The sequence below is a fragment of the Salipiger bermudensis genome (assembly GCF_020171625.1).
GTDB classification, from domain to species: Bacteria; Pseudomonadota; Alphaproteobacteria; order Rhodobacterales; family Rhodobacteraceae; genus Salipiger; species Salipiger bermudensis_B.
Genome location: NZ_JAIUZY010000008.1, coordinates 64953 through 91122, shown reverse-complemented (window position 1 = coordinate 91122; position 26170 = coordinate 64953). Strand labels below are relative to the sequence as shown.

The following is a 26170-nucleotide window of genomic DNA, read 5'->3' as shown; positions in this document are numbered from 1 at the left end:
TCCAGGGGCCTCAGCCCTCGCCCTGGGCCTCCATGAGCGCGCGCAGGAGCTTTTCTTCGGACATGTCGTCCTCGACCGGCTTGTCCTGTTCGGCACCCATGAGCAGCGCCATGCTGTCATCCTCGGGCTCGTCGACCTCGATCTGGGTCTGGTGGCTCTCGATCAGACGCTCACGCAGCTCGTCAGCCGACTGGGTTTCCTCGGCGATTTCGCGGAGGGCAACCACCGGGTTCTTGTCGTTGTCGCGGTCGACCGTGATCGGGCTGCCGGATGCAACTTCGCGCGCACGGTGCGCAGCGAGCATCACCAGCTCGAACCGATTCGGGACCTTGTCGACGCAATCTTCTACCGTCACGCGGGCCATATGCGTATCACCTATTCGGGTTAGCCGTCAGAAAGGGAACCCCTATCGCGTCATCGGCCAAAAGACAAGCGGCGATCGGTCATAAAGGCTTGACCTCATCGCGGGCCTGCTGGGGCAATGCCGCGCAGAGCTCGCGCACGGTTTGCCCGAGCAGGGGATGGCGCCAGTCCGGTGCGATATCGCACAACGGGACGAGCACGAAGGCCCGCTCGTGCATCCGCGGATGCGGCAGTATCAACTCCTCCGGCGCACTCACCTTCTGCTCGTCGAGGCTCAGCCCGCGCCATTGCGACTGCGATGCCGCGTCAGGCGCGATCTCCTGTCCGTGCGCCAACAGGTCGAGGTCGAGGCTGCGGCTGCCCCATCTCTGCTCGCGCTCCCGGCCAAAATCATGTTCAATTCTATGCATCCGCGCGAGAAGCTCGGCGGCGGAGGCCTCTCCGGACGCGGCGATGCAGGCGTTGACGTAATCCGGCCCGGCCCCCGCCGGAAAGCACGGCGTTGCGAAGAACCGGCTGACCCGCAGGACGCGTTCGCCGGAGGCCGACAGTGCCTCGATCGCCGCACGCAATGTTTCCGCAGGAGAGCCAATCGCGGACGATAGGTTCGCGCCGAGGGCAATCAACTTTTCTTGTCCCATTCGCACGTTTGGGCTATCCTTTTGGATTATGTGTTACGGCTTGTACTGACTGCGAAATATCCTAATCTTTGACGACCGAGCGCGCCAGACCACTCACATTCACACTCACGGACATTGGTGCGTTCCATTGCTGAAAGGACATTTGATGTTTTACAAGGACGAACGGCTCGCGCTGTTCATAGATGGGTCGAACCTCTACGCCGCCGCGAAAGCGCTTGGCTTCGACATCGACTACAAGCTCCTCCGACAGGAATTTGTACGCCGTGGCAAGATGGTTCGCGCGTTCTATTATACCGCGCTTCTCGAAAACGATGAATATTCGCCGATCCGCCCGCTGGTGGACTGGCTGCACTACAACGGCTTCACCATGGTGACCAAGCCGGCGAAGGAATACACCGACAGCCAGGGCCGCCGGAAGGTCAAGGGCAACATGGATATCGAGCTGACAGTCGATGCCATGGAGCTGGCACCGCGCGTCGACCATATCGTGCTGTTCTCGGGGGACGGTGATTTCCGCCCGCTGGTGGAAAGCCTTCAACGGCAGGGTGTGCGCGTGTCGGTGGTTTCGACCATCCGCAGCCAGCCGCCGATGATCGCCGACGAGCTTCGCCGCCAAGCCGACAATTTCATCGAGCTTGACGAACTGCGCGAAGTCATCGGCCGCCCGCCGCGCGAGCAGCAGGCGGAGCGCAACTTCGAGGTCGCAAGCAGCGGCACCTGACAGCGTGAGCGCGGGACCTGATGGGGATGAGGCCCCGCGATCATGCTGACTGACGCCGCCGCACTCGGCGGTCTGTTTCTGGCGGCCTTCGGCGCCGCCACGATCCTGCCCTTCCAGTCCGAGGTCGTCTTTGTCGGGCTGCAGCTCGGCAACGCCGCGCCGGTGCTGCTCATCGTGCTTGTCGCAAGCGTCGGAAATGTCCTCGGCGCGGTGCTCAACTACGTGCTCGGCATCTGGCTCGAACATTACCGCCACCGCCGCTGGTTTCCGGTCAGCGAGGCGCAGCTGGCTCGGGCGCAGCGGGCCTATGCCCGCTGGGGGGTCTGGACCCTGCTGCTGAGCTGGGCCCCTCTGGGAGACGCCTTTACAGTGATTGCCGGGGTCATGCGGACCAACTGGGCGGTGTTTCTCACGCTCGTGACCATTGCCAAGACCGGGCGCTACATCGTGCTGGCATGGGCCACCGCCGCGACCATGGGCGGCGGCTGAGCGTCACCGGTCAACCGAGGCGCGGGTGTTGATGTCGTTGTGGATCTCGACCACTTCCTCCGGCCAGGTGCTCTTGATGTAGGCCATCACGTCGAGGATCTCGGTCTCGCTGAGGATGTCTCCGAACCCCATCATGTTCGAGCGGTAGTCGCCGCCCACCATCGCCTCGGAGCCATGCGTGACGATGGCCAGAAGCTGTGCGTCGGGGTGGTGCCAGGTATGGCCGGTGGCGTCGTGCGGCGGCGCCGGCAGGAACCCGTCGGCATCGCGCTCGGTCCAGTCAGGTTGCCCCTCGAGCTGCGTTCCGTGACAGGCGGCGCAGTGTTCGGCGTAGAGCTGCTCGCCATTCGCGACGCGCGCAGCGTCGGTGTAGGGGAACAGCCCGACCGCCGGCTCTGCCGCCATCTGCGCCCACGCCCAGCCGCCTGCCAGCAGCGCCACCGCCCCCGCGCCGATTGCAATCCGCTTCATCTCATCCTCCCCGTCACGCCGCGCAACTCTTCCACCCGTGCGGGTCGGCATCAAGTCACAGCGTCGTCAGCCGTGCCGAAGGGGTCGACGTTGGCGCCTGCAGGCATTACCTCGGGAGGAACAGGAGACGCCCATGAAGAATCCGCTCACCCTCTACCTCGCCGCCCCGCGCGGCTTTTGCGCCGGTGTCGACCGGGCGATCAAGATCGTCGAGATGGCGCTCGAGAAATGGGGCGCGCCGGTCTACGTGCGGCACGAGATCGTGCACAACAAGTTCGTGGTCGACGGGCTGCGCGACAAGGGCGCCGTCTTCGTCGAGGAGCTCGAGGACTGCCCGCCGGACCGGCCGGTGATCTTCTCCGCCCACGGTGTGCCCAAGGCGGTCCCGGCCGAGGCCGCGCAGCGCGAGATGGTCTATGTCGACGCCACCTGCCCGCTGGTCTCCAAGGTCCATATCGAGGCCGCGCGGCACCACGAGAACGGCCTGCAGATGATCATGATCGGCCATGCCGGCCACCCCGAGACCATCGGCACCATGGGCCAGCTGCCCGAGGGCGAGGTGCTTCTGGTCGAAACCGTCGAGGACGTCGCCCATGTGCAGGTGCGCGACCCCGAGCAGCTGGCCTTCGTCACCCAGACCACGCTGTCGGTCGACGATACGATCGACATCGTCGCGGCGCTGAAGGCGCGCTTCCCGGCCATCGTCGGCCCGCACAAGGAAGACATCTGCTACGCCACCACCAACCGGCAGGAAGCGGTCAAGGCCATCGCCCCTGACTGCGACGCGCTGCTCGTGGTGGGCGCGCCGAACTCGTCGAACTCCAAGCGGCTGGTCGAGGTCGCCCGCAAGGCCGGCTGCTCCTACGCCCAGCTGGTCCAGCGGGCCGAGAACATCGACTGGCGCGCGCTCGAGGGCATCGCGTCCGTCGGCGTCACCGCGGGCGCCTCGGCCCCCGAGGTGCTGATCGACGAGGTCATCGATGCCTTCCGCGACCGGTTCGACGTGACCGTGCAGATGGTCGAGACGGCGCAGGAGAATGTCGAGTTCAAGGTGCCGCGCGTGCTGCGGCAGCCGGCCTGAGCCGCGCGTTTTCAGGGCGTTGACAGCCCGGCCCGAATGGGAAACCCTTCCGCCGTCCAAGGGAGGATCCCATGCTGAGCCTGCAATTCCTGCTCACCGCGCTGGTCGTGGTGCTCGCCCCCGGTGCCGGGGTGATCTACATGCTCGCGATCGGGCTCGGTCAGGGCCGTCGCGCCGCGATCTGGGCGGCGCTCGGCTGCACCTTCGGAATCGTGCCGCACCTCGCCGCCGCGATGCTCGGGCTCTCCGCCCTGCTGCACACCTCCACCGTGCTTTTCACCACCGTCAAGCTCGCCGGCGCGCTCTACCTGCTGTGGCTGGCGTTTCAGGCGCTGCGCGCCACCGGAGCGCTGTCGGTCACCGCCGCCCCCACGCGCGAAAGCGGCCCCCGCACCGCCCGCCGCGGCGCACTGCTCAACATCCTCAACCCCAAGCTCTCACTGTTCTTCCTCGCGCTGTTGCCGCCGTTCCTGTCCGGGGCGCCCGACACCGCGCAGGCCGAGATGATGCTGCTCGGCGGCGTGTTCATGGCGATGACCTTCGCGGTCTTCGTGGTCTACGGCCTCTTCGCCGCCCGCGCCCGCGACTGGCTGCTGGGCAGCGAACGCGCCATGCGCTGGCTCAACCGTTCCTTCGCGGCGATCTTCGCCCTGCTCGCCGGGCGCCTCGCGATGGAGCGCGCATGATCGGTCCCGTCCCCCGCAGCGCCGCCCTGCTGACCGCGGCGGGCGTGCTGCCGTTCCTCTGGGGCGTGCTGACCCTGCTCTCCGACAGCGCCTACCAGCTTGCCTTCACCACCATCGGCGGCCGCTTCGTCGGCCCCTACGTGCAGCTGGCCTACGGCACGGTGATCCTCGCCTTCATGTCCGGCGTGCTCTGGGGCTTCGCCACCAAGGCCGACCCGCGGCAGGCGCCGGTGTGCTACGCGCTGTCGGTAATCCCGGCGCTCTGGGCCTTCTTCATGGCCGGCGGCGGACCGGTCTCTGCCGGGATGAACCTGATCTTCGGCTTTCTCGGCTTGCTGGCGCTTGACTGGCAGTTCTGGCGCTGGGGGCTCGCGCCACGATGGTGGATGCACCTGCGCCTGCCGGTCACCGCCGCCGTGGTCGCCTGCCTGCTGGTGGGCGTGCTCGTGTGAGCGACCACCAGACGCGCGCCCGGGACGGCGCCAAGCCTCCGCCAAACGCGAAACTCAAGCCCCTCTCGACCGACATCGTCCTCGCACCGGGCGGGCGGCTCGGCCCGTCGCCGAAGCACGCCACCTGCGCAGGCCGCAACCAGCCGGGCCGGTGCCACGGCTTCCGCACCGAGGACGACCTGCACGCCCTTCTGGCCGATGTCGGCCTTACCCTCCGTGACGTGACCCGCGGCACGGGACGAGGCCTTGACGGCAGCGCCTCGACATGGATATCGGTCCTCGCCCATGACTGATCTTTTTGCATATACCGACGGAGCCTGCTCCGGCAATCCCGGCCCCGGCGGCTGGGGCGTCCTGATGCGCGCGAAAAATGGCGAGGAGATCGTCAAGGAACGCGAGCTGAAGGGCGGCGAGGCCGACACCACCAACAACCGGATGGAGCTTCTGGCGGCGATCAACGCGCTGGAATCGCTGACCCGCGCCTCGCGCATCACCGTGGTGACCGACAGCGCCTACGTGAAGAACGGCGTCACCGGCTGGATCCACGGCTGGAAGCGCAACGGCTGGAAGACCGCCGCCAAGAAGCCGGTGAAGAACGCCGAGCTGTGGCAGCGCCTCGACGAGGCGCAGCGCCGCCACGACGTGACCTGGCAATGGGTCAAGGGCCACGCCGGCCACCCCGAGAACGAGCGCGCCGACGAGCTCGCCCGCGCCGGCATGGCGCCGTTCAAGCCCGGTAAGGGCGCCTGAGGGCGGGCCGCGATGAGCCCGCTCGAACTCCTCGATTACGCCTCCGTCCTGATCTTCGCGCTGACCGGCGCGCTGGTCGCAAGCCGCGCCCAGCTCGACGTGGTGGGCTTTGCCTTTCTCGCCTGCCTGACCGGGGTCGGTGGCGGCACGCTGCGCGACCTGCTGCTGCGGCGCGAAGTGCTGTGGATCGCCGATCCGACCTATCTCGCCGTCGCCTGCGGGGCAGCGATCGCGGTGTTCTTCACCGCCCACCGGCTCGAAAGTCGCCAGAGCGCCATTCTCTGGCTCGATGCCGTGGCGCTGTCGGTGGCAGTTCCCGCCGGCGCCGGCATCGCGCTTTCCGAGGGCGCCCCGGTCCCGGTGATCCTCGTCATGGGGGTGATGACCGGCTGCTTCGGCGGGCTGATGCGCGACGTCGTCGCCAACGAGGTGCCGCTGGTGCTCAAACAGGGCGAGCCCTACGCGACCTGCGCGCTCGGCGGTGCCGGCGCCCTGCTCGCCGCCCACGCGTCGGGCATCGAGCCCGGCAAGGCGGCGCTGATCGGCGCGATCTTCACCTTCGTGCTGCGCGGCACCGCGCTGGCCTTCGGCTGGCACATCCCGATCTACAAGGGCCGCCCGCCGCGGCGCTGACCCGGCCCCACGCGAACGCTATCCTGAGACGGGCAGAGACCGCCAGGCCGCCCCCGCTCCTTCTCTGGTTCAAAAATACCTCGGGGTGAATGGCGCGCCTGCGCGCCAGAGGGGCAGCGCCCCTCCTCTCCCCGAGCCATCCCTCACTGCAGGTCGGCAAAGGCTGCCTTGAGCCGGTCGCAGGCCTCCTCCACCCGCGCACGCGGGGTGGCGAGATTGAAGCGCAGCCAGCTCTCGCCCCCGGTGCCGAAGACCGGCCCGTGATTGGCGGCGATGCGCGCCTCGCGCTCGACACGCGCGGTGAACTCCGCCGTCGTCATGCCGGTGCCCGAGAAATCCACCCAGGCCAGATAGGTCGCCTCGAGCGGCATCGAGCGCAGCCCCGGGATCTCAGCCACCGCCGCGTCGAAGATCTTGCGGTTGCCGTCGAGATAGGCGCAGAGCTCGTCGACCCAGGCCGCGCCCTCGGGGGAATAGGCCGCGGTCGCCATCACTAGCCCGAAGCTGTTCGGCGACAGGCCCAGCGCGGCGAGGCGTTGGGTAAAGCGCTTGCGCAGGTCCGGGTCGGGAATGATCACGTTGCCGGTATGCGAGCCCGCGATGTTGAAGGTCTTGGTGGTGGCGCTCAGCATCACCAGCCGGTCCGAGATGCTGTCATCGACCAGCGCCATCGGCACATGTTTCTGGCCCGGCATCACGAGGTCGTGGTGGATCTCGTCCGAGACCAGGATCAGGTCGTGGCGCTTGACGAAATCGGCCACCTGCTGCAGCTCCTCGCGGCTCCAGACCCGGCCGCCGGGGTTGTGCGGCGAGCACAGCACCACCAGCTTCTCGCGCCCGGTCATCTGCGCGTCATAGGCGGCAAAATCCATCTCGTAACGCCCGTCGGTCAACACCAGGGGGCACTCGACCACCTCGCGCCCGGCGGATTTTATGACCCGGTGAAAGGCGTGGTAGACCGGCGTGAACAGCACCACCCCGTCGCCCGGCGCGGTATAGGCGTCGATGCAGAGCGCGGTGCCGTTGACCAGACCGTGCGTGGTGGTGATCCAATCGTCCTCGACCGCCCAGCCGTGACGCTCGGCCATCCACCAGCGGATCGCGGCGAGATAATCGCTCTCGTCGCCGAAATAGCCGTAGATGCCGTGATCGAGCATCCCCTGCAGCGCCTCCTGAACGCAGGCCGGCGGGCGGAAATCCATGTCCGCGACCCACATGGCAAGCCCGCCCTCGGGCGAGACGCCATAGATGTCTTCCATCTTGTCCCATTTGGCGGAATGGGTGCCGACGCGGTCGATCACTTCGTCGAAGGGGCTGGTCATGCGGCTTGGTCCTTGCTCTTGGTGGCGCGCCGCACGCTACCGCGCCCGGCCCCGAGCGCAACCCCCCGCACGTGTGCGCTTTTGCCCGACTTGCGCGCTCACGCCGTTGTGCATAGATGAGGCGCATGAAACGCCCGATCCTCATCCACCCCGATCCGCGCCTCAAGAAGGCCTGCGCGCCGGTGCCCGATCTTTCGGACAAGCTCCGCGTGCTCGCCGACGACATGCTCGAAACCATGTATGACGCGCCCGGTATCGGGCTGGCGGCGCCGCAGATCGGCGTGCTCGACCGGCTCATCGTGCTCGACTGCGCCAAGGCCGACGATGGCGAGGCGCCGCGTCCGCTGGTGATGTTCAACCCGCAGGTGGTGGCCTCTTCGGACGAGCGCAACGTCTACGAGGAAGGCTGCCTGTCGATCCCCGACCAGTATGCCGAGGTCGAGCGCCCCAAGGTCGTCGATGTCGAGTGGCTCGACCGCGACGGGAATCTCCAGCGCGACACCTTCGACGGGCTCTGGGCGACCTGCGTGCAGCACGAGATCGACCATCTCGACGGCAAGCTCTTCATCGACTACCTCAAGCCGCTGAAGCGCCAGATGATCACCCGCAAGATGGTCAAGCTCAAGCGCGACCGCGCCCGCGCATGAGCGCGGCGCCGCGCGCTGGCCGGCGCGCCGGTTCCGCCTACCTCTGAGACATTCCCCCGAAGCGGAGACCCCGATGGCCCTGCGCGAGATCCTTCTCTGGCCCGACCCCAAGCTCAAGCAGCCCTGCGCCGAGGTCGGCGACCCGGCTGCGGTCTCGGAGCTGGTCACCGACATGCTCGAGACCATGTACGATGCCCCCGGTCGGGGCCTTGCGGCGCCTCAGGTCGGCGTGCTCAAGCGCGTCTTCGTGATGGATGCGGGCTGGAAGGACGGCGACATGACTCCCGTGGTCTGCATCGATCCGCAGATCCTCGCCGTGGCGAACGAGACCGCCTCCGGCGACGAGGGCTGCCTGTCGATCCCCGGGGTCACCGCGTCCGTGCGGCGCCCGGTCTGGGTGCGCATGGCCTATACCGATCTCAACGGCGACCGGCAGGAGCGCCGGTTCGAGGGCAACGAGGCGATCGTGGCGCAGCACGAATACGACCATCTCGACGGTCTGGTGCATTTCGACCGGCTCGACCCGGCCACTGCCGCCGACCTGATGCACGCCTACGAGCGCGGCGCATGACCGCCCGCCCCTGCATCCCGTGGCCCGACAAGCGCCTGCGCAGCCCCGCCGCGCCGGTCGAGGCGATCACCGACGAGATCCGCGCCATCTGGACCGACATGATCGACACGATGGAAGCGATGCCCGGCGTCGGCCTCGGGGCGCCGCAGATCGGCGTGATGCTGCGCCTCGCGGTGGTCGATGCCTCGGAGGAGCGCAGCCAGCCGGTTCGCATGGCCAATCCCGAGATCCTGCACGCCAGCGTCAAGCTGCGCAGCCATGACGAGGCCAGCCCCAACCTGCCCGGCGTCTGGGCCAAGATCGAGCGCCCGCGCGCCGTCACCGTGCGCTTCCTGAACGAGGCGGGCGAGATCGAGGAGCGCGATTTCGTCGGCCTCTGGGCGACCTCGGTGCAGCACCAGATCGACCACCTGAACGGCAAGATGTACTTCGACCACCTGAGCAAGGTGAAGCGCGACATCCTGCTGCGCCGCGCGAAGAAGGCCCGCTGAGCCCCCTGCCCTGCGGCATCGGGACGCACCCGGCAATGCCCTCTTAATATTGCCTTAATTGCCGCGCAATTCCTCCCTCATTCGCGCTCATTCGCGACCCAGAACGGTGTTCAGAATGCGTGCGCATGTCGATGCGACATGTCTTGTGTGTGAGTGAGCGGTCAGATGACGATTTTCAATGTAACCACCGAAACATGGCACGACCCGGACTTCTGGGCCATGGTGACCACCGCTCCCGGGTCGAACGCGCTCGATTTCTCGGCCCTCCCCGACAGCTTCACCATCAGCTTCGCCCGCGACGGCGCCTTCCTGTCGGTCTCTGACGGCACTGAGAGCTACGTGATCGGCGACAACAGCGTCGGCGCCGGGGCCGATGCCTACCTTGGCGCGCCCGGCGATTTCGGGCTCTTCGAGGTGGTGACCGGCAGCGACGGCGGCGACGTGATCGACGGCAACGACGAGATCGACCTGATCGACGGCCGCGCGGGCGATGACAGCGTGCTGGGCTATGGCGGCGACGACGTGCTGACCGGGGGCCTGGGCGACGACACGCTGCGCGGCGGCGGCGGCGCCGACACGGTCACCGGCGATGACGGCGATGACGTGATCTACGGCAACGAGGGCGGCGATTCGCTGCTCGGAGGCGATGGCGCGGACGAGATCTATGGCGAGTATGGCGACGACTACGTCGAAGGCGGCGCCGGCGACGACCATCTCGAGGGCAACGAAGGCAAGGACACCCTGATCGGGGGCGACGGCAACGACTGGATGCGCGGCTCCTACGACAATGACGCGCTCTGGGGCGGGGCCGGCGACGACTACCTCTGGGGCGGGTATGGCGACGACACCTTCCACATCGAGAACGGCTTCGGCAACGACACGGTCGATGCCGAGGATGTCGACGAGACCAACGGCGACACGCTCGACCTCACGGCGGTCACCGACGGGCTGCGTCTCGACCTGACCGCGACCGACCCGGAAAGCGGCAGCGTGAGCGACGGCAGCTCGACGCTGGTTTTCACGCAGGTCGAAGAGATCCTTCTGGGCGCCGGCGACGACACCATCGCGCTGGCCGATTTCGGCGGGCTCGACAGCGTCAGCGGCTTTGCCGCGCCCGAACTGCAGCCCGATGGCAGCTATCTGGCGCATGATGTGCTCGACGTCTCCGCCCTCACCGATCTCGACGGCCTGCCCGTCGACACCGACGACGTGATCGTGAGCGACACGGTCGGCGACGGCAGCGGCGATGCGGTGCTGAGCTTCCCCGGCGGCGAGGCGATCACCCTGCTGGGGGTGAGCGCCGAGGCGGTGAAGACTGCCGCGCAGCTCGAAGCCCTGGGCATTCCCGCCGCAAGCGCCGAGGCTCCCGTCACCGAGCCGCCGGAAGAGCCGGTTCCCGAGTCTCCCGACGATCGCGACGACGGCACCGGAACCGACGGCGACACCGGAGAAGACAGCGACGCGCCGCCCCCGGCGGACACCGCCGATCTACCGCAGATCGACGGCGCCTTCGAGTTCGAGGCGACTGTCCGGGTCGATGACCTCTCGGGCAATGGCCAGACGGTGTTCGAGTATGGCGGCGGAGGCGCGAACGCCATCACCTTCGGCCAGCTCGGCCCGAGCTCGGCGATGATCTTCGAGATCGTGCAGGACGGCGAGACGCATTACATCGTCGCCGAGGAGTCGCTGGTCGCCGGCGAAACCGCGACCTGGAGCGTCGGGATCGACGAGACCGGGCAGATGTATATCGACAAGAACGGCCTCAACCTTGTGGAGGGCGACGGCGTCGTCCCGGCGGATGTCGACCGGCTCCCGGCTCTGCTTGGCGACTCGGTCCTCGACACGCGCAACGCCTTGGGCGGAGAGATTGGCGACGTCAGCCTCGCTCAAGGCGACACGGTCTGGTTCGGGGACGAGACACCCGGCGACACGCCTGAGGACACGCCCGACGACGACGGCGGCACCTCGGAGGACACCCCTGCCGAACCGACCGGCCCTGAGGATCTTCCCGATGCCGGGGAACCGGAGGACGGCGCGCCCGGCGATGCCCCCGACGGCACACCGGAAGACATCCCCTCCGAGCCGACCGGCCCTGATGATACGCCCGATGCCGGGGAGGAGGACGACGCGGGGCCTGACGACACCCCCGACGACACTCCGGAGGACACGCCCTCCGAACCCAGCGGCCCCGGGGACACGCCCGACACCGAAGAGCCCGAGGACGAGGCGCCCGACGATGCGCCGGCGGAGGGCGATGGTCACGCCAGCGACCACGAGTCGCTGGCCGACTTCCTTGCCCGGTTCTTCGAGACAGGCCCGGAACCGGACGGGGACGAAGAGACCGACGACCCAGAGCACGACGGCGCGTTCACCGAGGTCTGGAAGTTCTTCTTCGGCTGGCTCTTCTAGACCGGCCCGCCGGCGCCGTGCCCCTAGCCCCGTCGCAGCTGCTGGAGCAGCGACTGCGACGGCTCGCCGGTCACCGCAAGGCCCATCCGCGCCTGATAGCCGCGGATCCCCTCCTCGGTCTTGCTGCCGAACACACCGTCCGGCGTGCCGACATCATAGCCCGCGCGGTTGAGCAGCGCCTGCAGCTCCTTGCGCTCGTCGATGGTGAAGCCGTAGCGGTCGGGCGGGAAGCTGCCGCGCACCGGACCCGCCCCGGCCAGCCGGTCCGACAGGTGCCCGACGCCGACGCCGTATTTCTCGGCGTTGTTGTAGCGCAGGATGACGTTGAAGTTCTGGAAGACAAGAAAGGCAGGCCCGGACACGCCCGAGAGCGCCAGGATCGAGCCTGTGCCCCCCGGCAGCGCGCCGCCATTGGCGTTGGTCACGCCCATGGCCGCCCATTCCGACGACGCCTTGCGCACTCCGCGCCCGGTTAGTCCGCTGCTGAAGCCCGCCGGCAGGCGCACCTCGAGGCCCCAGGGCTCGCCCCGGCGCCAGCCGCTGCGCGAGAGGTAGTTGGCCGTCGATGCCAGCCCGTCGGTGGGATCGTCGGACCAGATGTCGCGCCGCCCGTCGCCGCGGAAATCCACCGCGTATTCCTGGTAGGTGGTCGGGATGAACTGGGTATGGCCCATCGCCCCGGCCCAGCTTCCGGTGAGGCGCGCGGGCGTGGTGTCGCCGCGCTCGAGGATGCGCAGGGCCGACATAAGCTGTGACTCGAAGAACTCGCCCCGCCGTCCGTCATAGGCCAGCGTCGAGGTGGCCGAGACCACCGGGATGTCGCCCCGGCGGGTGCCGTAGTTGCTCTCCATGCCCCAGACCGCGGTGACCACCTCGGGCGGCACGCCGTACCGGCCCTCGATCTCGCGCAGCAGCGACATGTTGCGGCTCAGCTCGGCGCGGCCGGCCGAGACCTTCTTCTCCGAGGCCGCGATGGCGAGGTAATCCTCGAGCGTGCGGGTAAACTCGGTCTGGCTGCGGTCGCGGGTGACCACCCCGGGAAGGTAGCCCGCGTTGCGGAAGGCGGCATCGAGCGTGCCCGCACTGATCCCGCGCGCCGCGGCCCGGCCCCGAAAGGCGGCGACCCATGCGTCATAGCCGGGGTTCGGCTGCGGCAGCAGGTCGGGATCCAGCCCCCCGCCGGACGGGGACGAGACCATCGCGCCTCCGCCGCAAGCCGAAAGCAGCGCCAGCGCACCGCCGCTGACCAGAAGATGACGTCGTGAAACCTGCATGGGACTGCTCCTCCCTGTGTTGTCTTTGCGCTCACTGTGTCGTGTCGGCGGCGTGACCACAAGGCGGCTCGCAGCAATCGGCGGACAACAGCAGAGGCACCGGCGCATGGTTGACCGGAATCGTGTGCCCGCTACCGCCGGAACACCTCGGGCAGCGCGATCAGCGCCAGAAGGAGGCCGCAGCACAGGAAGGTCACCGGCCCCGCGATGCGATGCAGCACGACGCCCAGCACGCCGCCCCCGAGAAACGCGAGGATCGTGGTGACATGCAGTGCCAGCAGCCCGCGATATCGCGCGCTCTCGGCGCTGCGCAGCCACAGGCCCGCCAGCGACAGGCCGATATCCGTCGCCATCCCCGACACATGCGTGGTGCGCACCCGCGCCCGCGAGATCCGCGTGCTCACGGCGTTCTGCATCCCGAGCGCCACCGCCAGCAGGCAGATGACCTCGACCCCGTCCGCGCCGGTCAGGCCCGCGAGGGCGGCAAGGCCGGTGAGGATCAGCAGACCCGCCTCGAGCGCAACCACCGCCGCGTAGATCCGGCGCTTTCCCCGCTGCCGCCCGGCCTCGATCAGCAATCCCGCGATCAGCGCCCCGAAGATGAACACGACGACGATCAGCCCGAACAGCAGAGCCGCCCCCCAGCCGCCCTTGGCAAGGTTGTCCGCCATCGCCGAGATGTTGCCGGTCATGTTGGCCGAGAACAGCCCCGCCAGCTCGAAGCCGGCGGCGTTCAGCGCACCGGCCACCAGCGAGAGCATCGCCGCAAGGCGCAGATCGATGCTCTGGTTGCGCTCGTTGCCTTCCCGGATCAGCACATCGGCCCCTTTCGGTTTGCACTCGCCCCTTCATTGAACGGCGACAGCGGGCTTGCAAGCGGCACGTTCTGTGCCGCCGACCGGTCTTGGGCTGGGTCTGTCCGGGGGGATTTGGCGCGCTCAATAGGCCGCTGGCGATCCCGGCAGGATTCGAACCTGCAACCTGCCCCTTAGGAGGGGGCTGCTCTATCCAGTTGAGCCACGGGACCGCTGGCCCCCCATTATCGCCTGCCGCTGGCTTTGTCATCCACCTGCGCGAAATTTGCACACCCGGCACGCGCGTCTTGCCTGTCCCAGAAGAAACGATAACATCGCAGACAATTAATGCGTTTAGGAGGCCATTTCCGTGGCAAATGATGATACCCGCCCTCTCACCCTGCGAGATGTGTCCGAGGCCTCCGGCGTTTCCGAGATGACCGTCAGCCGCGTCCTGCGAAATCGCGGCGATGTGTCCGAGGCCACCCGCGTCAAGGTGCTCGAAGCGGCCAAGACGCTCGGCTACGTGCCCAACAAGATCGCCGGGGCGCTGGCCAGCCAGCGGGTCAACCTCGTCGCCGTCATCATCCCCTCGATGCGCAACATGGTGTTCCCCGAGGTGATGGCCGGGATTTCGGCGGTGCTCGAGGATACCGAGCTGCAGCCGGTGGTCGGCGTCACCGATTACGAGCCGGAGAAGGAAGAGCGCGTGCTCTACGAGATGCTGTCATGGCGCCCCTCGGGGGTGATCATCGCCGGCATCGAGCACACCGAGGCCTCGAAGGCGATGATGCAGGCCAGCGGCATCCCGGTGGTCGAGATCATGGACACCGACGGCAACCCGATCGACACCGCGGTCGGTATCTCGCACCGGCGCGCCGGGCGCGAAATGGCCAAGGCGATCCTGCGGGCGGGCTATCAGAAGATCGGCTTCCTCGGCACCAAGATGCCGCTCGATTACCGCGCGCGCAAACGCTTCGAGGGCTTTACCGAGGCGCTCGCCAAGGGCGGCGTCGAGGTGGTCGAGCAGGAGTTCTATTCCGGCGGCTCGGCGCTGGCCAAGGGGCGCGAGATGACGCAGGCCATTCTGGAGCGCGAGCCGGAACTGGATTTCCTCTACTATTCGAACGACATGATTGGCGCCGGCGGTCTGCTCTACCTGCTTGAGCAGGGGCGCGACATTCCCAGCGAGATCGGTCTTGCCGGCTTCAACGGGGTCGAGCTGCTGCAGGGCCTGCCGCGCAAGCTTGCCACCATGGATGCCTGCCGGGCCGAGATCGGCAGGAAGGCGGCGGAGGTCATTGCGACGCGGGTCAACGATCCGACCGCAGCGTTCGATAAGATCATCGAAATGACGCCCAAGATCAGCTACGGCGACACGCTGCGCCGCTGACCGTCTGGCGCCGCTTACAGGAACGGGCGGCGCGGCAGCGCCTCGACCTCGGTCATCGCCAGATCGGCCAGTGCCTCGAGGTCGGGCACGCGGAGTTTGCCCTCCGACCAATCCACCACGTTCTTGGTCCGCAGGCGCGACAGCGTCTTGTTGGTATGTACCAGCGACAGGCCGAGCGCATCCGCGAGGTCCTGCTGGCGGTAAGGCAGCGGCACGATTCCGGGCTCGCTCTCGAGCCCCAGCCCCCGCAGTCGCACGAAGAGCTTGACCAGCGCCCAGGCGATGCGCTCTGTACCGTCGCGCTGGCCCAGCGTCGCCACCGTCTCGCCAAGGAAATACTCCTCTGCGGCGGCGATCCATGTCAGGTCGAAAGCCAGTTCCGGGCGGTTGCGGTAGAGCAGCCAAAGATCCTCGCGGCGGAACACGCAGCAGCGCATCGGCGTTACCGCCTCGACCGAGTGGCTCATCTCATTCATGATGCCGGCCTGAAGGCCGATGAAATCGCCGGGCAGGACGAAGTTGATGACCTGCCGGCGCCCGTCCTCAAGCGTCTTTTCACGTAGCCCCATCCCGTCGAGCACGGTGAAAAGCTGTGGCGTCTTTGCCCCCTCCATGAGGATCTGCGTACCCGCCGCGACGGCCATCTCACCGGCCTTGAACCCTTCAAGGAATTCCATTTCCTCTTCGGTATGCGGAAGAAACGGCCCGCAATCCTGAAGAGGGCAGTTGCGGCAGGAAATCATTTTCATCGGGCAACTCGCGGGTTCAGTATGTCGCAGTTTAATGCACGACGCTCCGCTTTGTTCCATAGACGGGACAACTGGACCCCCCAAAGGATGACATGAACATTCCCACCGGCACCCTGCCAGCCCCCTCGTTTTTCGTCGCGGTCACCGACCAGCTTGTCGGCATCGACATCTCGACGATCCTGCGCGACGCGCATCCCGACGCCGTAGTGATCACGGCGCCGGACCGGGAAGCTGCGCTCGCGTTGCTGGAGGAGGGTCCGGCTCCGAAGATCGCGGTGGTGTCGCTCAGCCCGAAGGAGGCGGTCTCGTCGCCCCTCGGGCAGAAGCTGCGCGACCTCGGCGCCCGCATCGTTCTGATGGGGCACGAGGCCGAGCTGCACGGCGAGGCGGACGGGTTCGAGGTGCTGCACCGCCCGTTCCGAACCCGCGACCTGCTGGCATTGATCGCCCGCTAGGCGGGTTTCGCGGGGGCGTCACGCGGCTGTCACAGGCACGGCTTAGGACTCGGGCCATTCCAGAAGGCTGCCTGCGCGCCACCAGACCTGCCCCCAGAAGATCGGTGCGCCCCGGTCATGCCTGCAAGTCATTTGAGTTGAGTGAGGCTGGTCGCCACGGCCACCCTTTTTCGTCGTGGCATGGCGATCAGCGACAGAGCCGCTCTGCAAAGCCCGCAGACCGGTCCCGGTCAGCCAGTTAAGCGAATCGGATTGCCGCGAACGCAAAAGAGCGCGCCCGAAGACGCGCTCTCGAAGGTGCGATCCGGTCCGGGGCTTACTGCAGCGCCTCGTCGGTGATCGCGTGGGTCCACGCGGCGTCGCCCGGGTTCTCGGTGATCACCGGCTCTGCGCCGGCCGAGAGCAGCACCTCCACGGTACGCTCGAAATCCGCCGGGTCCAGCGCGCCGTTCGAACCGGCGGTGAGCTTGGCAACCTCGCCCATCATCCGCTTCTGGTGCTCCTCGGTCTGGGCGCCGGTGGCATCGTTCTCAAGCACGATCTCGGCAGCTTCGTCCGGGTTCTCCTCGGCGTATTTCCAGCCCTTCATCGAGGCCCGCACGAAGCGGGTCAGCTTGTCGACCATCTCGGGGTCTTCGAGGTTGGCCTCGGTGGTGTAGAGACCATCCTCGAGCGTCGAGATGCCCTCGTCCTCGTACTTGAAGACCACCAGATCCTCGGGTGCGAGGCCCGCGTCGATCACCTGCCAATACTCGTTGTAGGTCATGGTGGTGGCGCACTCGACCTGCTTCTGCAGCAGCGGATCGACGTTGAAGTTGATCTTCTGGATCGTCACACCGCCCTCGGAGCCGTCGGTCTCGTAGCCGAGCTTGGACATCCACGAATAGAGCGGCAGCTCATTGCCGAAGAACCACGTGCCGAGCGTGTGGCCGGGGAAGTCCTCGGGGCTCTCGATGCCGTGTTCCTTGAGACAGGTCAGCATCAGGCCAGACGACTTGAAGGGCTGCGCGATGTTGACGATCGGCGCGCCGTTCTCGCGCGCGGCCAGCGCCGAGGGGAGCCAGTCAACCATGACATCGGCGCCACCGCCCAGCAGCACCTGCACCGGCGCAATGTCGGGGCCGCCCGGCTTGATCGTCACGTCGAGGTCTTCCTCCTCGTAGAAGCCCTTGTCGGCGGCCACGTAGTAGCCCGCGAACTGCGCCTGCGTGACCCATTTGAGCTGCAGCGACAGCTCGTCGGTCGCGTGGGCGGTGCCGGCGGCCAGCGTCAGCGCGGCGGCGGTGCCCAGTCTGGTGAGTGATTTCATCGTAACCTCCTTGTTGGCCTTTGTTGGTCCTGTTGGGTCTTTGTTATTTTTGGTCAGCCCCGCTGTGACGGGTGCCAGAAGGTGATCGCCTTCTCGAGAAGCGCCATGCCTCCATAGAAGGCCGATCCCGCGATCGCCGCAACGACGATCTCGGCCCAGACGAGATCGAGCTGCAGCAGCCCGACGCTGGTGGAGATCCGGAACCCCATGCCCCGGATCGGCGAGCCGAAGAACTCGGCCACGATGGCCCCGATCAGCGCCAGCGTCGTGGCGATCTTGAGGCCGTTGAAGATGAACGGCATCGCGGCGGGCAGCCGCAGCTTGAGCAGCGTCGTCCAGTAGCCGGCGGCATAGGTCCGCATCAGGTCACGCTGCATCGCCGAGGTGTCACGCAGCCCCTCGACGGTGTTCACCAGCATCGGGAAGTACACCATGATGACCACCACCGCCGCCTTCGACTGCCAGTCGAAACCGAACCACATGACGAGGATCGGCGCGGTGCCGATGATCGGCAGGGCGGCGACGAAATTGCCCACCGGCAGCAACCCTCGGCGTAGGAAGTCGAAGCGATCGACCACGATGGCGGTGACGAAGGCCGCAAGGCAGCCCATGACGTAGCCGGTCAGCGCGCCCTTCACCACGGTCTGCACGAAATCCTCCCACAGCACCGATCCCGAGCTTGCCATGCGCGCCGCGATCACCGAGGGCGCCGGCAGCAGCACCGGCGAGATGCCGAAGCCGCGCACCGCCGCCTCCCAGACGACGATGATGGTGACGCCGAAGACCACCGGCACGGCGAGGCTGGTGGCCCGGCTGCGCGGCCTCCGCGCGAGCCAGACGTTCAGCGCCGAGCCGGCGATCCACGCGACGAGGCCAAGCAGGATCCACATCATGCCATCCCCATCCGCTTGAGCGTGAGCCGCTGCACCAGCCCGATCAGCCCGACCATGGTGGCGGCCACGATCGCGGCCATGAACAGCGCCGACCAGATCTGAATGGTCTGGCCATAGTAGCTGCCCGCCAGAAGCCGGGCGCCAAGCCCCGCCACGGCCCCGGTCGGCAACTCGCCGACGATGGCGCCCACGAGGCTCGCCGCCATGGCGATCTTCAGCGAGGCGAAGAGATAGGGCATTGACGAGGGCAGCCGCAGCCGCAGGAACTCCTGCCCCTGCGTGGCATTCCACGTGCGCATCTGGTCGAGCTGCATCCGCGAGGGCGCCCGCAGCCCCTTCACCATGCCCACGACCACCGGGAAGAACGACAGGTACATCGAGATCATCGCCTTGGGCAGCAGCCCCGACAGCCCCATCGCGTTCAGCACCACGATGATCATCGGCGCGATGGCGAGAATGGGGATGGTCTGGCTCGCGATCACCCACGGCATCACGCTCATGTCCATGACCCGGACATAGACGATGCCCACCGCCAGCGCGACGCCAAGCGCCGTGCCCATGGCAAAGCCCGCCAGCGTGGCGCTCAGCGTGACCCAGGCATGGTAGACCAGGCTGCGCTTGGAGGTGATGTTCTTTTCCACCGTGGTCTCCCACAGCTCGGTCACCACCTGATGCGGCGCCGGCAGCCGCGGCTTGTCCTGGCTCCAGGTCTCGAGCACCAGCTCGGAGGTGCCAATCTCGCGGTCCTGCCGCGCGGCGGTGTCCAGCACCCACTGCGCGTTGAGCCAGACCGCGGCGGCGTACCAGATCGCCACGATCACGGCGACGACGGTCAGCACGGGGATCAGGTTTCTCATCGGTGCCACTCCATCCGCAGCTCGGGCACGGTCTCGGGCGGCTCGGGCGCGATCTCGCCGCCCACCGCGACAAAGCCCTCGCGGCGGTAGAAGGCCTGCGCGCGGGTGTTCGTCACATGGGTGTGCAGCCAGAGAAAATCGCGCCCCTCCTTGGCGGCCCCGATCAGCGCCTTGCCGCAGCCTTCGCCGGTGCGCGAACAGTAGAGCGCCCCGATCTTGGCGGTCTCGGGGTCGAGGGACAGGTAGCCCTCGATCGGCGCGCCCACGACCCAGATGATGCGGTCAGGCAGGGCCGCGCCGATGAGGCCTGCGAGCTCGTCGGGGCTGTAGAGGCGCGGCATCCAGTCGGTCTCGTCGATCCAGCCGTTGAGCACGGCGGCGATGCCCGGCACGTCCCCGGGACCGGCGCGGCGCGGGGGGAAGACCTCAGTCATAGGCATGGCCCGCGCGCAGCCCCTCGCGCACCCGGTGCGCGATCTCGAGGAACTCCGGCGTGTCGCGGATGTCGAGCGGGCGCTCCTTCGGCAGCGGGCTCTCGATCACGTCGGTGATCCGACCCGGACGCGGCGACATCACGACGATCTTGGTCGAGAGATAGACCGCCTCGGGGATCGAGTGGGTGACGAAGCAGATGGTCTTTCGCGTCCGCGCCCAGAGCGCCAGAAGCTGCTCGTTGAGGTGGTCTCGCACGATCTCGTCGAGCGCGCCGAAGGGCTCGTCCATCAGCAAAAGATCGGCCTCGAAGGCCAGCGCCCGCGCGATCGAGGCGCGCTGCTGCATCCCGCCTGAAAGCTGCCAAGGGTACTTTTTCTCGAAGCCCGCCAGCTCGACCAGCTCGAGCACCTCGCGCACCCGCTCGGCCTGCGCGGCCTTGTCATAGCCCATGATCTCGAGCGGCAGGCGGATGTTGCCGCCGATGGTGCGCCACGGGTAGAGCCCCGCCGCCTGGAAGACGTAGCCATAGGCACGGGCCTTGCGCGCCGCCTCCGGGCTCACGCCGTTGACCAGCACCTCGCCGGAGGTGGGCTGTTCGAGATCGGCCATGACCCGCAGGAAGGTGGTCTTGCCGCAGCCCGAGGGACCGATGAAGGAGACGAAATCGCCCTTCCCGACCTCGAGGTCCACGTCGCGCAGCGCGTGCACCGGCCCGTCATTGGTCTGGAAGATCAGGTTGAGTGCCTTGGCGGAGATCACCGGTGGTTCGGCGGGCTGGGGCATGGCGTTGGTCACACGAGAAGTTCCTCAGATATGTCCGGCGCGGCGCCGGGAAACGGCCCGACGCTGCGCAGATATGTCCCGCAGGATCGCCCGGCGGCACATGCCGGGGCAACCCTGACGTGGGACCTTTCACCGCCGATGCGGCAGATCGACCGGCCCTGCCCCGGCTTGGGGATGAGGCCGGACCTGCGCATCGGCCTGCGGCGCTCAGACGCCGCTGGCGGGGATCCCGCTGCGCTCGACCGGGCGCGGCGCGGTCAGCTCCTTCCACGAGGACAGCGCCTTGTTCACCGATCCCGAGGGCGTGCGCTGGACGTATTTGCCGTGTCCCGGCTCGGGCCGCAGCTCGCCATCGCTCACCGCAACGCGGCCGCGGGTCAGCACGTAGCGCGGCAGGCCCTTGACCTCCTTGCCCTCGAAGACGTTGTAATCGATCGCCGATTGCTGGGTGGCGGCGCTGATCGTCTTGGACTTCTCGGGGTCGAGCACCAGGATATCGGCATCCGCCCCCACCAGGATCGCGCCTTTCTGCGGGTAGCAGTTGAGGATCTTGGCGATGTTGGTCGAGGTCACCGCGACGAACTCGTTGGGCGTCAGCCGGCCCGTGGCGACGCCATGGGTCCAGAGCATCGGGATGCGATCCTCGAGACCGCCGGTGCCGTTGGGGATCTTGGTGAAATCGCCCACGCCGAAGCGCTTCTGGTCGGTGGTGAAGGCGCAGTGATCGGTGGCCACGCAGGACAGCGAGCCCGAGGCGAGCCCGTTCCACAGGCTGTCCTGGTGCTGCTTGTTGCGGAACGGCGGCGACATCACCCGACGCGCGGCGTGGTCCCAGTCCTTGTCGAAATACTCGCCCTCGTCGAGGGTCAGGTGCTGAATCAGCGGCTCGCCCCAGACCCGCTTGCCCAGCATCCGGGCGCGGCGGATGGCCTCGTGGCTGTCCTCGCAGGAGACGTGCACCACGTAGAGCGGCACGCCGGCCATGTCCGCGATCATGATGGCGCGGTTGGTGGCCTCGCCCTCGACCTGCGGCGGGCGCGAATAGGCATGGCCCTCGGGGCCGGTGTTGCCGGCCGCCAGAAGCTTGGCCGAAAGCTCCGCGACGACATCGCCGTTCTCGGCATGGACCAGCGGGATGGCGCCCAGTTCCGCGCAGCGCTGAAAGCTCGCGTAGAGCTCGTCATCATTGACCATCAGCGCGCCCTTGTAGGCCATGAAGTGCTTGAAGGTGGTGATGCCCCGCTCCTTCACCACGGTCTCCATCTCGTTGAAGACCTGCTCCGACCACCAGGTGATCGCCATGTGGAAGGAATAGTCGCAATGCGCCCGGGTGGACTTGTTGTCCCACATCTGCAGCGCATCGAGCAGCCCCTGCCCCGGGCTCGGCAGGGCGAAATCCACCACCATGGTGGTGCCGCCCGCCAGAGCCGCGCGGGTGCCGCTTTCGAAATCGTCGGCGCTGTAGGTGCCCATGAAGGGCATCTCGAGATGGGTGTGCGGGTCGATCCCGCCCGGCATCACGTAGCAGCCGGTGGCGTCGAGCACCTCGTCGCCCGCGAGGTCCGGACCGATCTCGACGATCTTGCCGCCCTCGACCAGCACGTCCGCCTCGTAGGTCAGATCCGCGGTGACGATGGTTCCGTTCTTGATGACTGTGGTCATGTCTCTTGCTCCCTGTCCCAGGGGGTCCCCCTGGTCTTCTTCTGGCCGGAAATATCCCGGGGGTGTGGGGGCAGCGCCCCCACGTCCTTGCGTCTGAGGCTACTCGACGATCTCCGCCGTCTCGAGCACGGCATGCAGCAACACCTCGGCCCCGGCGGTGGCCCAGTCCTTCGAGATGTCCTCGGCCTCGTTGTGCGACAGACCGTTCACGCAGGGGCACATCACCATCGTGGCCGGGGCCACCTTGGCGGCCCAGCAGGCATCGTGCCCGGCCCCGGAAATCAGATCCATATGCGAATGGCCCAGCGTCTCGGCCGCCCTGCGCACCGCCTCGACGAGCTCGGGGGCGAAGGTGACCGGATCGAAATGCCCGACTGGCTCGACCGAGCAGCCGACCCCGATCTCCTCGCAGATCGCCGCGGCGCGTCTCTCGACCTCGGCGCGCATCCCGTCGAGCTTGTCCTGATCCGGAGAGCGGAGATCGACGGTGAAGGTCACGGTGCCCGGCAGCACGTTGCGCGAGTTGGGTGAGAACTGCATCTGGCCGACACCGCCCACGGCGCCGGGCTGGGCGGCCATCGCCACTTCCTGCACCATCTCCAGAATGCGCGCCATGGCGAGGCCGGCATTGACCCGCATCTCCATCGGCGTGGAGCCGGTATGCGCCTCGCGCCCGGTCAGGGTGAACTCGAGCCACCACAGCCCCTGGCAATGGGTGACGACGCCGATCTCCTTGCCCTCGGCCTCGAGGATCGGCCCCTGCTCGATATGCAGCTCGTAATAGGCGTGCATCTCGCGGGCGCCGGGCTCCTCGTCACCGGTCCAGCCGATGCGCGCCAGTTCCTCACCGTAGCTCTTGCCCTCGAGGTCCGTGCGCCCGTAGGCGTAATCCAGGCTGTGCACGCCCGCGAAGACCCCCGACGCCAGCATGGCGGGGGCAAAGCGCGCACCCTCCTCGTTGGCCCAGTTCACCACCACGATCGGGTGCCTGGTCCGGATGCCCAGATCGTTCATCGTGCGCACCGCCTCGAGCGCGCCGAGCACGCCCAGCACGCCGTCATACTTGCCGCCCGTCGGCTGCGTATCGAGGTGGCTGCCCACGTAGACCGGCAGCGCGTCGGGATCGGTGCCCTCGCGGGTCATGAACATCGTGCCCATCCGGTCGACCCCCATGCCGAGCCCGGCCTCGTCGCACCACGACTTGAAAAGTTCGCGGCCTTCGGCGTCTTCGTCGGTGAGGGTCTGGCGGTTGTTGCCGCCCGCGATGCCCGGGCCGATCCTGGCCATCTCCATCAGGCTGTCCCACAACCGGTCGCCATTGATCCGGAGGTTCTCTCCCGGTGCCGCCATTCGTCCGCTCCCTCTGCCGCTGGTTCGTTGCGCGTTCCCTGTCCGGGGCGCCGTTCGTTTTTTACCATTTGGTAAAGGCACGATTGCAACCGCCCCGGAACGAGTCAAGAATTGTGTTCCGGGCCCCTCCCGGATAATTGGCATGGTCCGGGCGCCTGTGCCCGAAAAATGAGCGGGGAGACGCGTGTATGGCCGGGAAGCCCGCGAAGAAGCCGAGTCGGATCCAGATTCGCAACCGCCGACGCATCATGGATGCCGCGCTCGAAGTCTTCTCTCAGCACGGATATCGCGGCGCGACGCTGGACCAGATCGCGGACGCGGCGGGCATGTCGAAGCCGAACCTGATCTACTATTTCGACGGCAAGGAGGCGATCCACGTGGCGCTTCTCAACGCGCTGATGGAGGAGTGGCTCGCGCCGCTCGCCGCGCTGGACGAGAGCGGCGAGCCGCTTGACGAGATCCTCACCTACGTCCGGCGCAAGATGGACATGAGCCGCAGGTACCCGCGCGAAAGCCGGCTCTTCGCCAACGAGATCATCCAGGGCGCGCCGCGCATCGGGCCACATCTGCAATCCGGGCTGAAGCCGCTTTTCGACGAGAAATGCCAACTGATCCGGCGCTGGATCGAGGAAGGGCGTCTGCCGCCGACCGATCCGCAGCAGCTCATCTTCACGATCTGGGCAATCACCCAGCACTACGCGGATTTCGAAGCGCAGGTGCGGGTTCTGGTTGCCGATGAAGAGGCCGGCTGGGACGCGGCCAATGCCCATGTCGAGTCGGTGTTCCGGACATTGCTCGCGTCCCCGGGAACGCTTGGTTAACTAGAATCACGTCAGGGTGAGGTATGCAGTACGTGTCCATTCGCCCTCCGCCCAAGAAAGAAGACGCGCCAGCGCCGCGCAACCCGGCATGGCAGGCGCAGCTGTTCTCTGCCAAGGCCGTCGGACGCGGCGGCATCGTTCGGCGGAAGAAGCGGGACGTTCATCGGGAAGTGGGATACGAGGCACTTCTGGCGGAAGTGAAAGCGCGCGGCTTTCACCTCATCGAATGCGGCAATCAGTACGTGATCATCTGCAATGCCGGGCAGATGCGCGTGCATTGCTGAGCGCCGTGTGTCCGAAGAAAATCCGTACGAATTTTCTTCGGACAAGATTTTTCGTACGAAAAATCTTAGTCAGCTGCGGTCGCGCACATCGGGTTGTTCGGATGCGACGTCCAGTCCGCAGGCGCCGCCTCGACCACCTTCCCGGTCCGGGGATCCACGGACCCCGGCGCCATCTGCTCCATCGTGATGCAATCTTCGACCGGGCACACATTGACGCAGAGGTTGCACGCCACGCATTCGTCGTCCTTCACGGTGAACACACGATCGTCCGACATGTCGATCGCTTGATGAGACGTATCCTCGCAGGCCGCGTAGCAACGCCCGCAGGAGATACAGAGGTCCTGATCGATCTTCGCCTTGCTGATGTAGTTGAGGTTCAGGTTCTGCCAGTCCGACACGTTCGGGACGGCGCGCCCCACCAGATCCGGCAGCGTGATCTCCTTCTCGTCGAGATACTGCGCCAGCCCCGAGATCATCTCCTGCACGATCTTGAAGCCATAGGTCATCGCTGCCGTGCACACCTGCACGTTGCCCGCGCCGAGCGCCATGAACTCGGCCGCGTCCTTCCACGTGGTCACGCCACCGATGCCAGAAATCGGCAGGCCGCGCATCTCCGGGGAGCGGGCGATCTCGGCCACCATGTTCAGCGCGATCGGCTTCACCGCCGGGCCGCAATAGCCGCCATGCGCGCCCTTGCCGTCGATCGTCGGCTCCGGCGCGAACAGGTCGAGATCCACCGAGGTGATCGAATTGATCGTGTTGATCAGCGACACCGCATCCGCCCCGCCCGCGTGGGCCGCCATGGCGGGCTTGCGAATGTCGGTGATGTTGGGTGTCAGCTTCACGATGCAGGGCATACGCGTGTACTGCTTCACCCAGCGGGTCACCATCTCGATATACTCGGGCACCTGCCCCACCGCCGAGCCCATGCCGCGCTCGGACATGCCGTGCGGGCAGCCGAAGTTCAGCTCGACCCCGTCGGCGCCGGTCTCCTCGACCAGCGGCAGGATCGCCTTCCACGCCTCCTCGGTGCAGGGCACCATGATCGAGGCGATGAGCGCGCGGTCCGGATAGTCCCGCTTCACCGATTTCATCTCGCGCAGGTTCACCTCGAGCGGGCGGTCGGTGATGAGTTCGATATTGTTCAACCCGAGGAGCCGCCGGTCAGCCCCCCAGATCGCCCCGTAGCGCGGGCCGTTCACGTTGACCACCGGCGGGCCCTGCTCGCCCAGCGTCTTCCACACCACGCCGCCCCAGCCGGCCTCGAAGGCGCGGCGGACGTTGTACTCCTTGTCGGTCGGCGGCGCCGAGGCGAGCCAGAACGGGTTCGGAGATTTGATCCCGATGAAGTTGCTCGTCAGATCAGCCATGTTCTCGTCCTCCC

31 protein-coding genes and 1 tRNA gene are annotated in these 26170 nt (G+C 67.1%); 16 read left to right on the top strand and 16 right to left on the bottom strand.

Features of this window, described 5'->3' with window-relative positions; all coding sequences use genetic code 11:
- Nucleotides 1–10: 10 nt before the first annotated feature.
- Nucleotides 11–364 carry a DNA-directed RNA polymerase subunit omega gene (rpoZ, locus tag LCM15_RS15130; RefSeq protein ID WP_224857851.1) on the bottom strand — a complete coding sequence of 118 codons (354 nt, stop codon included), beginning with the start codon at nt 362–364 and terminating at the stop codon, nt 11–13.
- Between the two features lie 79 nt (nt 365–443).
- On the bottom strand, nt 444–1004 hold the full coding sequence (gene folK / locus LCM15_RS15125; RefSeq protein WP_224857849.1) for a 2-amino-4-hydroxy-6-hydroxymethyldihydropteridine diphosphokinase: 561 nt from the start codon (nt 1002–1004) through the stop codon (nt 444–446).
- A gap of 145 nt (nt 1005–1149) precedes the next feature.
- On the opposite strand from folK, the gene LCM15_RS15120 reads away from it, so the two are divergent.
- Complete coding sequence (locus LCM15_RS15120; RefSeq protein ID WP_224857847.1) at nt 1150–1725, top strand: NYN domain-containing protein; 576 nt, start codon at nt 1150–1152, stop codon at nt 1723–1725.
- A 42-nt stretch (nt 1726–1767) separates the two neighbouring features.
- Nucleotides 1768–2214, top strand: a complete 447-nt coding sequence (locus LCM15_RS15115; RefSeq protein WP_224857845.1) for a YqaA family protein — start codon at nt 1768–1770, stop codon at nt 2212–2214.
- A 3-nt stretch (nt 2215–2217) separates the two neighbouring features.
- Here LCM15_RS15115 and LCM15_RS15110 read toward each other — a convergent pair whose 3' ends face one another.
- Nucleotides 2218–2685, bottom strand: coding sequence for a c-type cytochrome (locus LCM15_RS15110; RefSeq protein WP_224857843.1), 468 nt, complete (start codon nt 2683–2685; stop codon nt 2218–2220).
- Nucleotides 2686–2818: 133 nt separating this feature from the next.
- On the opposite strand from LCM15_RS15110, the gene ispH reads away from it, so the two are divergent.
- The 6 genes from ispH to LCM15_RS15080 all read left to right on the top strand — a co-directional run bounded on the left by ispH (nt 2819) and on the right by LCM15_RS15080 (nt 6287).
- On the top strand, nt 2819–3766 hold the full coding sequence (gene ispH, locus LCM15_RS15105; RefSeq protein WP_007793926.1) for a 4-hydroxy-3-methylbut-2-enyl diphosphate reductase: 948 nt from the start codon (nt 2819–2821) through the stop codon (nt 3764–3766).
- Nucleotides 3767–3837: 71 nt separating this feature from the next.
- Nucleotides 3838–4452 carry a LysE family translocator gene (locus LCM15_RS15100; RefSeq protein WP_224857841.1) on the top strand — a complete coding sequence of 205 codons (615 nt, stop codon included), beginning with the start codon at nt 3838–3840 and terminating at the stop codon, nt 4450–4452.
- Nucleotides 4449–4904, top strand: a complete 456-nt coding sequence (locus LCM15_RS15095) for a DUF3429 domain-containing protein (protein ID WP_224857839.1) — start codon at nt 4449–4451, stop codon at nt 4902–4904. Before LCM15_RS15100 ends, LCM15_RS15095 begins: the two co-directional genes overlap by 4 nt.
- On the top strand, nt 4901–5197 hold the full coding sequence (locus LCM15_RS15090; RefSeq protein ID WP_224857837.1) for a hypothetical protein: 297 nt from the start codon (nt 4901–4903) through the stop codon (nt 5195–5197). The genes LCM15_RS15095 and LCM15_RS15090 overlap by 4 nt, the downstream gene beginning before the upstream one ends.
- Nucleotides 5190–5654, top strand: coding sequence for a ribonuclease HI (gene rnhA / locus LCM15_RS15085; RefSeq protein ID WP_224857834.1), 465 nt, complete (start codon nt 5190–5192; stop codon nt 5652–5654). Before LCM15_RS15090 ends, rnhA begins: the two co-directional genes overlap by 8 nt.
- Nucleotides 5655–5666: 12 nt before the next feature.
- Nucleotides 5667–6287: a trimeric intracellular cation channel family protein gene (locus LCM15_RS15080; RefSeq protein WP_224857832.1), complete on the top strand. Its 621-nt coding sequence runs from the start codon at nt 5667–5669 to the stop codon at nt 6285–6287.
- 143 nt (nt 6288–6430) lie between these two features.
- On the opposite strand, the gene LCM15_RS15075 is transcribed toward LCM15_RS15080, so the two are convergent.
- On the bottom strand, nt 6431–7609 hold the full coding sequence (locus tag LCM15_RS15075; protein WP_224857831.1) for a MalY/PatB family protein: 1179 nt from the start codon (nt 7607–7609) through the stop codon (nt 6431–6433).
- A gap of 125 nt (nt 7610–7734) precedes the next feature.
- On the opposite strand from LCM15_RS15075, the gene def (LCM15_RS15070) reads away from it, so the two are divergent.
- From def (LCM15_RS15070) to LCM15_RS15055, 4 genes are all read left to right on the top strand, one after another.
- On the top strand, nt 7735–8256 hold the full coding sequence (gene def, locus LCM15_RS15070; protein ID WP_224857830.1) for a peptide deformylase: 522 nt from the start codon (nt 7735–7737) through the stop codon (nt 8254–8256).
- Nucleotides 8257–8329: 73 nt separating this feature from the next.
- Nucleotides 8330–8827 (top strand): peptide deformylase, encoded by a 498-nt coding sequence (gene def / locus LCM15_RS15065; protein ID WP_224857829.1) that lies wholly within the window; start codon nt 8330–8332, stop codon nt 8825–8827.
- On the top strand, nt 8824–9318 hold the full coding sequence (def, locus tag LCM15_RS15060) for a peptide deformylase (protein ID WP_224857828.1): 495 nt from the start codon (nt 8824–8826) through the stop codon (nt 9316–9318). Before def (LCM15_RS15065) ends, def (LCM15_RS15060) begins: the two co-directional genes overlap by 4 nt.
- 165 nt (nt 9319–9483) lie before the next feature.
- Nucleotides 9484–11727: a hypothetical protein gene (locus LCM15_RS15055; protein WP_224857827.1), complete on the top strand. Its 2244-nt coding sequence runs from the start codon at nt 9484–9486 to the stop codon at nt 11725–11727.
- Between the two features lie 23 nt (nt 11728–11750).
- Here LCM15_RS15055 and LCM15_RS15050 read toward each other — a convergent pair whose 3' ends face one another.
- The 3 genes from LCM15_RS15050 to LCM15_RS15040 form a co-directional block, all read right to left on the bottom strand.
- Nucleotides 11751–13001, bottom strand: coding sequence for a lytic murein transglycosylase (locus LCM15_RS15050; protein ID WP_224857826.1), 1251 nt, complete (start codon nt 12999–13001; stop codon nt 11751–11753).
- A 131-nt stretch (nt 13002–13132) separates the two neighbouring features.
- Nucleotides 13133–13819 carry a YoaK family protein gene (locus LCM15_RS15045; protein ID WP_224857824.1) on the bottom strand — a complete coding sequence of 229 codons (687 nt, stop codon included), beginning with the start codon at nt 13817–13819 and terminating at the stop codon, nt 13133–13135.
- A 132-nt stretch (nt 13820–13951) separates the two neighbouring features.
- A tRNA-Arg gene (locus LCM15_RS15040) sits at nt 13952–14028 on the bottom strand.
- Nucleotides 14029–14165: 137 nt separating this feature from the next.
- Between LCM15_RS15040 and LCM15_RS15035 the strand changes: the two genes are divergently transcribed.
- Nucleotides 14166–15188 carry a LacI family DNA-binding transcriptional regulator gene (locus LCM15_RS15035; RefSeq protein WP_224857822.1) on the top strand — a complete coding sequence of 341 codons (1023 nt, stop codon included), beginning with the start codon at nt 14166–14168 and terminating at the stop codon, nt 15186–15188.
- 14 nt (nt 15189–15202) lie between these two features.
- Here the strand turns inward: LCM15_RS15035 and LCM15_RS15030 are convergent, their stop codons facing one another.
- Complete coding sequence (locus LCM15_RS15030) at nt 15203–15937, bottom strand: Crp/Fnr family transcriptional regulator (protein ID WP_224857820.1); 735 nt, start codon at nt 15935–15937, stop codon at nt 15203–15205.
- Nucleotides 15938–16029: 92 nt separating this feature from the next.
- On the opposite strand from LCM15_RS15030, the gene LCM15_RS15025 reads away from it, so the two are divergent.
- Nucleotides 16030–16392 (top strand): hypothetical protein, encoded by a 363-nt coding sequence (locus LCM15_RS15025; protein WP_224857818.1) that lies wholly within the window; start codon nt 16030–16032, stop codon nt 16390–16392.
- Between the two features lie 316 nt (nt 16393–16708).
- On the opposite strand, the gene LCM15_RS15020 is transcribed toward LCM15_RS15025, so the two are convergent.
- The 7 genes from LCM15_RS15020 to LCM15_RS14990 form a co-directional block, all read right to left on the bottom strand.
- The gene (locus LCM15_RS15020; RefSeq protein ID WP_224857817.1) at nt 16709–17701 is read right to left on the bottom strand and encodes an ABC transporter substrate-binding protein; all 993 of its coding nucleotides are present in this window, start codon (nt 17699–17701) and stop codon (nt 16709–16711) included.
- A gap of 53 nt (nt 17702–17754) precedes the next feature.
- Nucleotides 17755–18594 (bottom strand): ABC transporter permease, encoded by an 840-nt coding sequence (locus LCM15_RS15015; protein ID WP_224857815.1) that lies wholly within the window; start codon nt 18592–18594, stop codon nt 17755–17757.
- Nucleotides 18591–19451 carry an ABC transporter permease gene (locus LCM15_RS15010; protein ID WP_224857813.1) on the bottom strand — a complete coding sequence of 287 codons (861 nt, stop codon included), beginning with the start codon at nt 19449–19451 and terminating at the stop codon, nt 18591–18593. Before LCM15_RS15010 ends, LCM15_RS15015 begins: the two co-directional genes overlap by 4 nt.
- Nucleotides 19448–19885 carry a GNAT family N-acetyltransferase gene (locus LCM15_RS15005; RefSeq protein WP_224857811.1) on the bottom strand — a complete coding sequence of 146 codons (438 nt, stop codon included), beginning with the start codon at nt 19883–19885 and terminating at the stop codon, nt 19448–19450. The genes LCM15_RS15010 and LCM15_RS15005 overlap by 4 nt, the downstream gene beginning before the upstream one ends.
- Nucleotides 19878–20669: an ABC transporter ATP-binding protein gene (locus LCM15_RS15000; RefSeq protein WP_224858076.1), complete on the bottom strand. Its 792-nt coding sequence runs from the start codon at nt 20667–20669 to the stop codon at nt 19878–19880. The genes LCM15_RS15005 and LCM15_RS15000 overlap by 8 nt, the downstream gene beginning before the upstream one ends.
- Before the next feature lie 207 nt (nt 20670–20876).
- The gene (gene hydA / locus LCM15_RS14995; RefSeq protein ID WP_224857809.1) at nt 20877–22331 is read right to left on the bottom strand and encodes a dihydropyrimidinase; all 1455 of its coding nucleotides are present in this window, start codon (nt 22329–22331) and stop codon (nt 20877–20879) included.
- 99 nt (nt 22332–22430) lie between these two features.
- The gene (locus LCM15_RS14990; RefSeq protein ID WP_224857807.1) at nt 22431–23681 is read right to left on the bottom strand and encodes a Zn-dependent hydrolase; all 1251 of its coding nucleotides are present in this window, start codon (nt 23679–23681) and stop codon (nt 22431–22433) included.
- Between the two features lie 188 nt (nt 23682–23869).
- Here LCM15_RS14990 and LCM15_RS14985 point away from each other — a divergent pair, with 188 nt between their 5' ends.
- Entirely contained in the window at nt 23870–24502 is a 633-nt protein-coding gene (locus LCM15_RS14985; RefSeq protein WP_224857805.1) for a TetR family transcriptional regulator C-terminal domain-containing protein, read from the top strand.
- 23 nt (nt 24503–24525) lie between these two features.
- Entirely contained in the window at nt 24526–24786 is a 261-nt protein-coding gene (locus tag LCM15_RS14980; protein ID WP_224857803.1) for a hypothetical protein, read from the top strand.
- 65 nt (nt 24787–24851) lie between these two features.
- On the opposite strand, the gene preA is transcribed toward LCM15_RS14980, so the two are convergent.
- Nucleotides 24852–26156 (bottom strand): NAD-dependent dihydropyrimidine dehydrogenase subunit PreA, encoded by a 1305-nt coding sequence (gene preA, locus LCM15_RS14975; RefSeq protein ID WP_224857801.1) that lies wholly within the window; start codon nt 26154–26156, stop codon nt 24852–24854.
- Nucleotides 26157–26170: the final 14 nt, after the last annotated feature.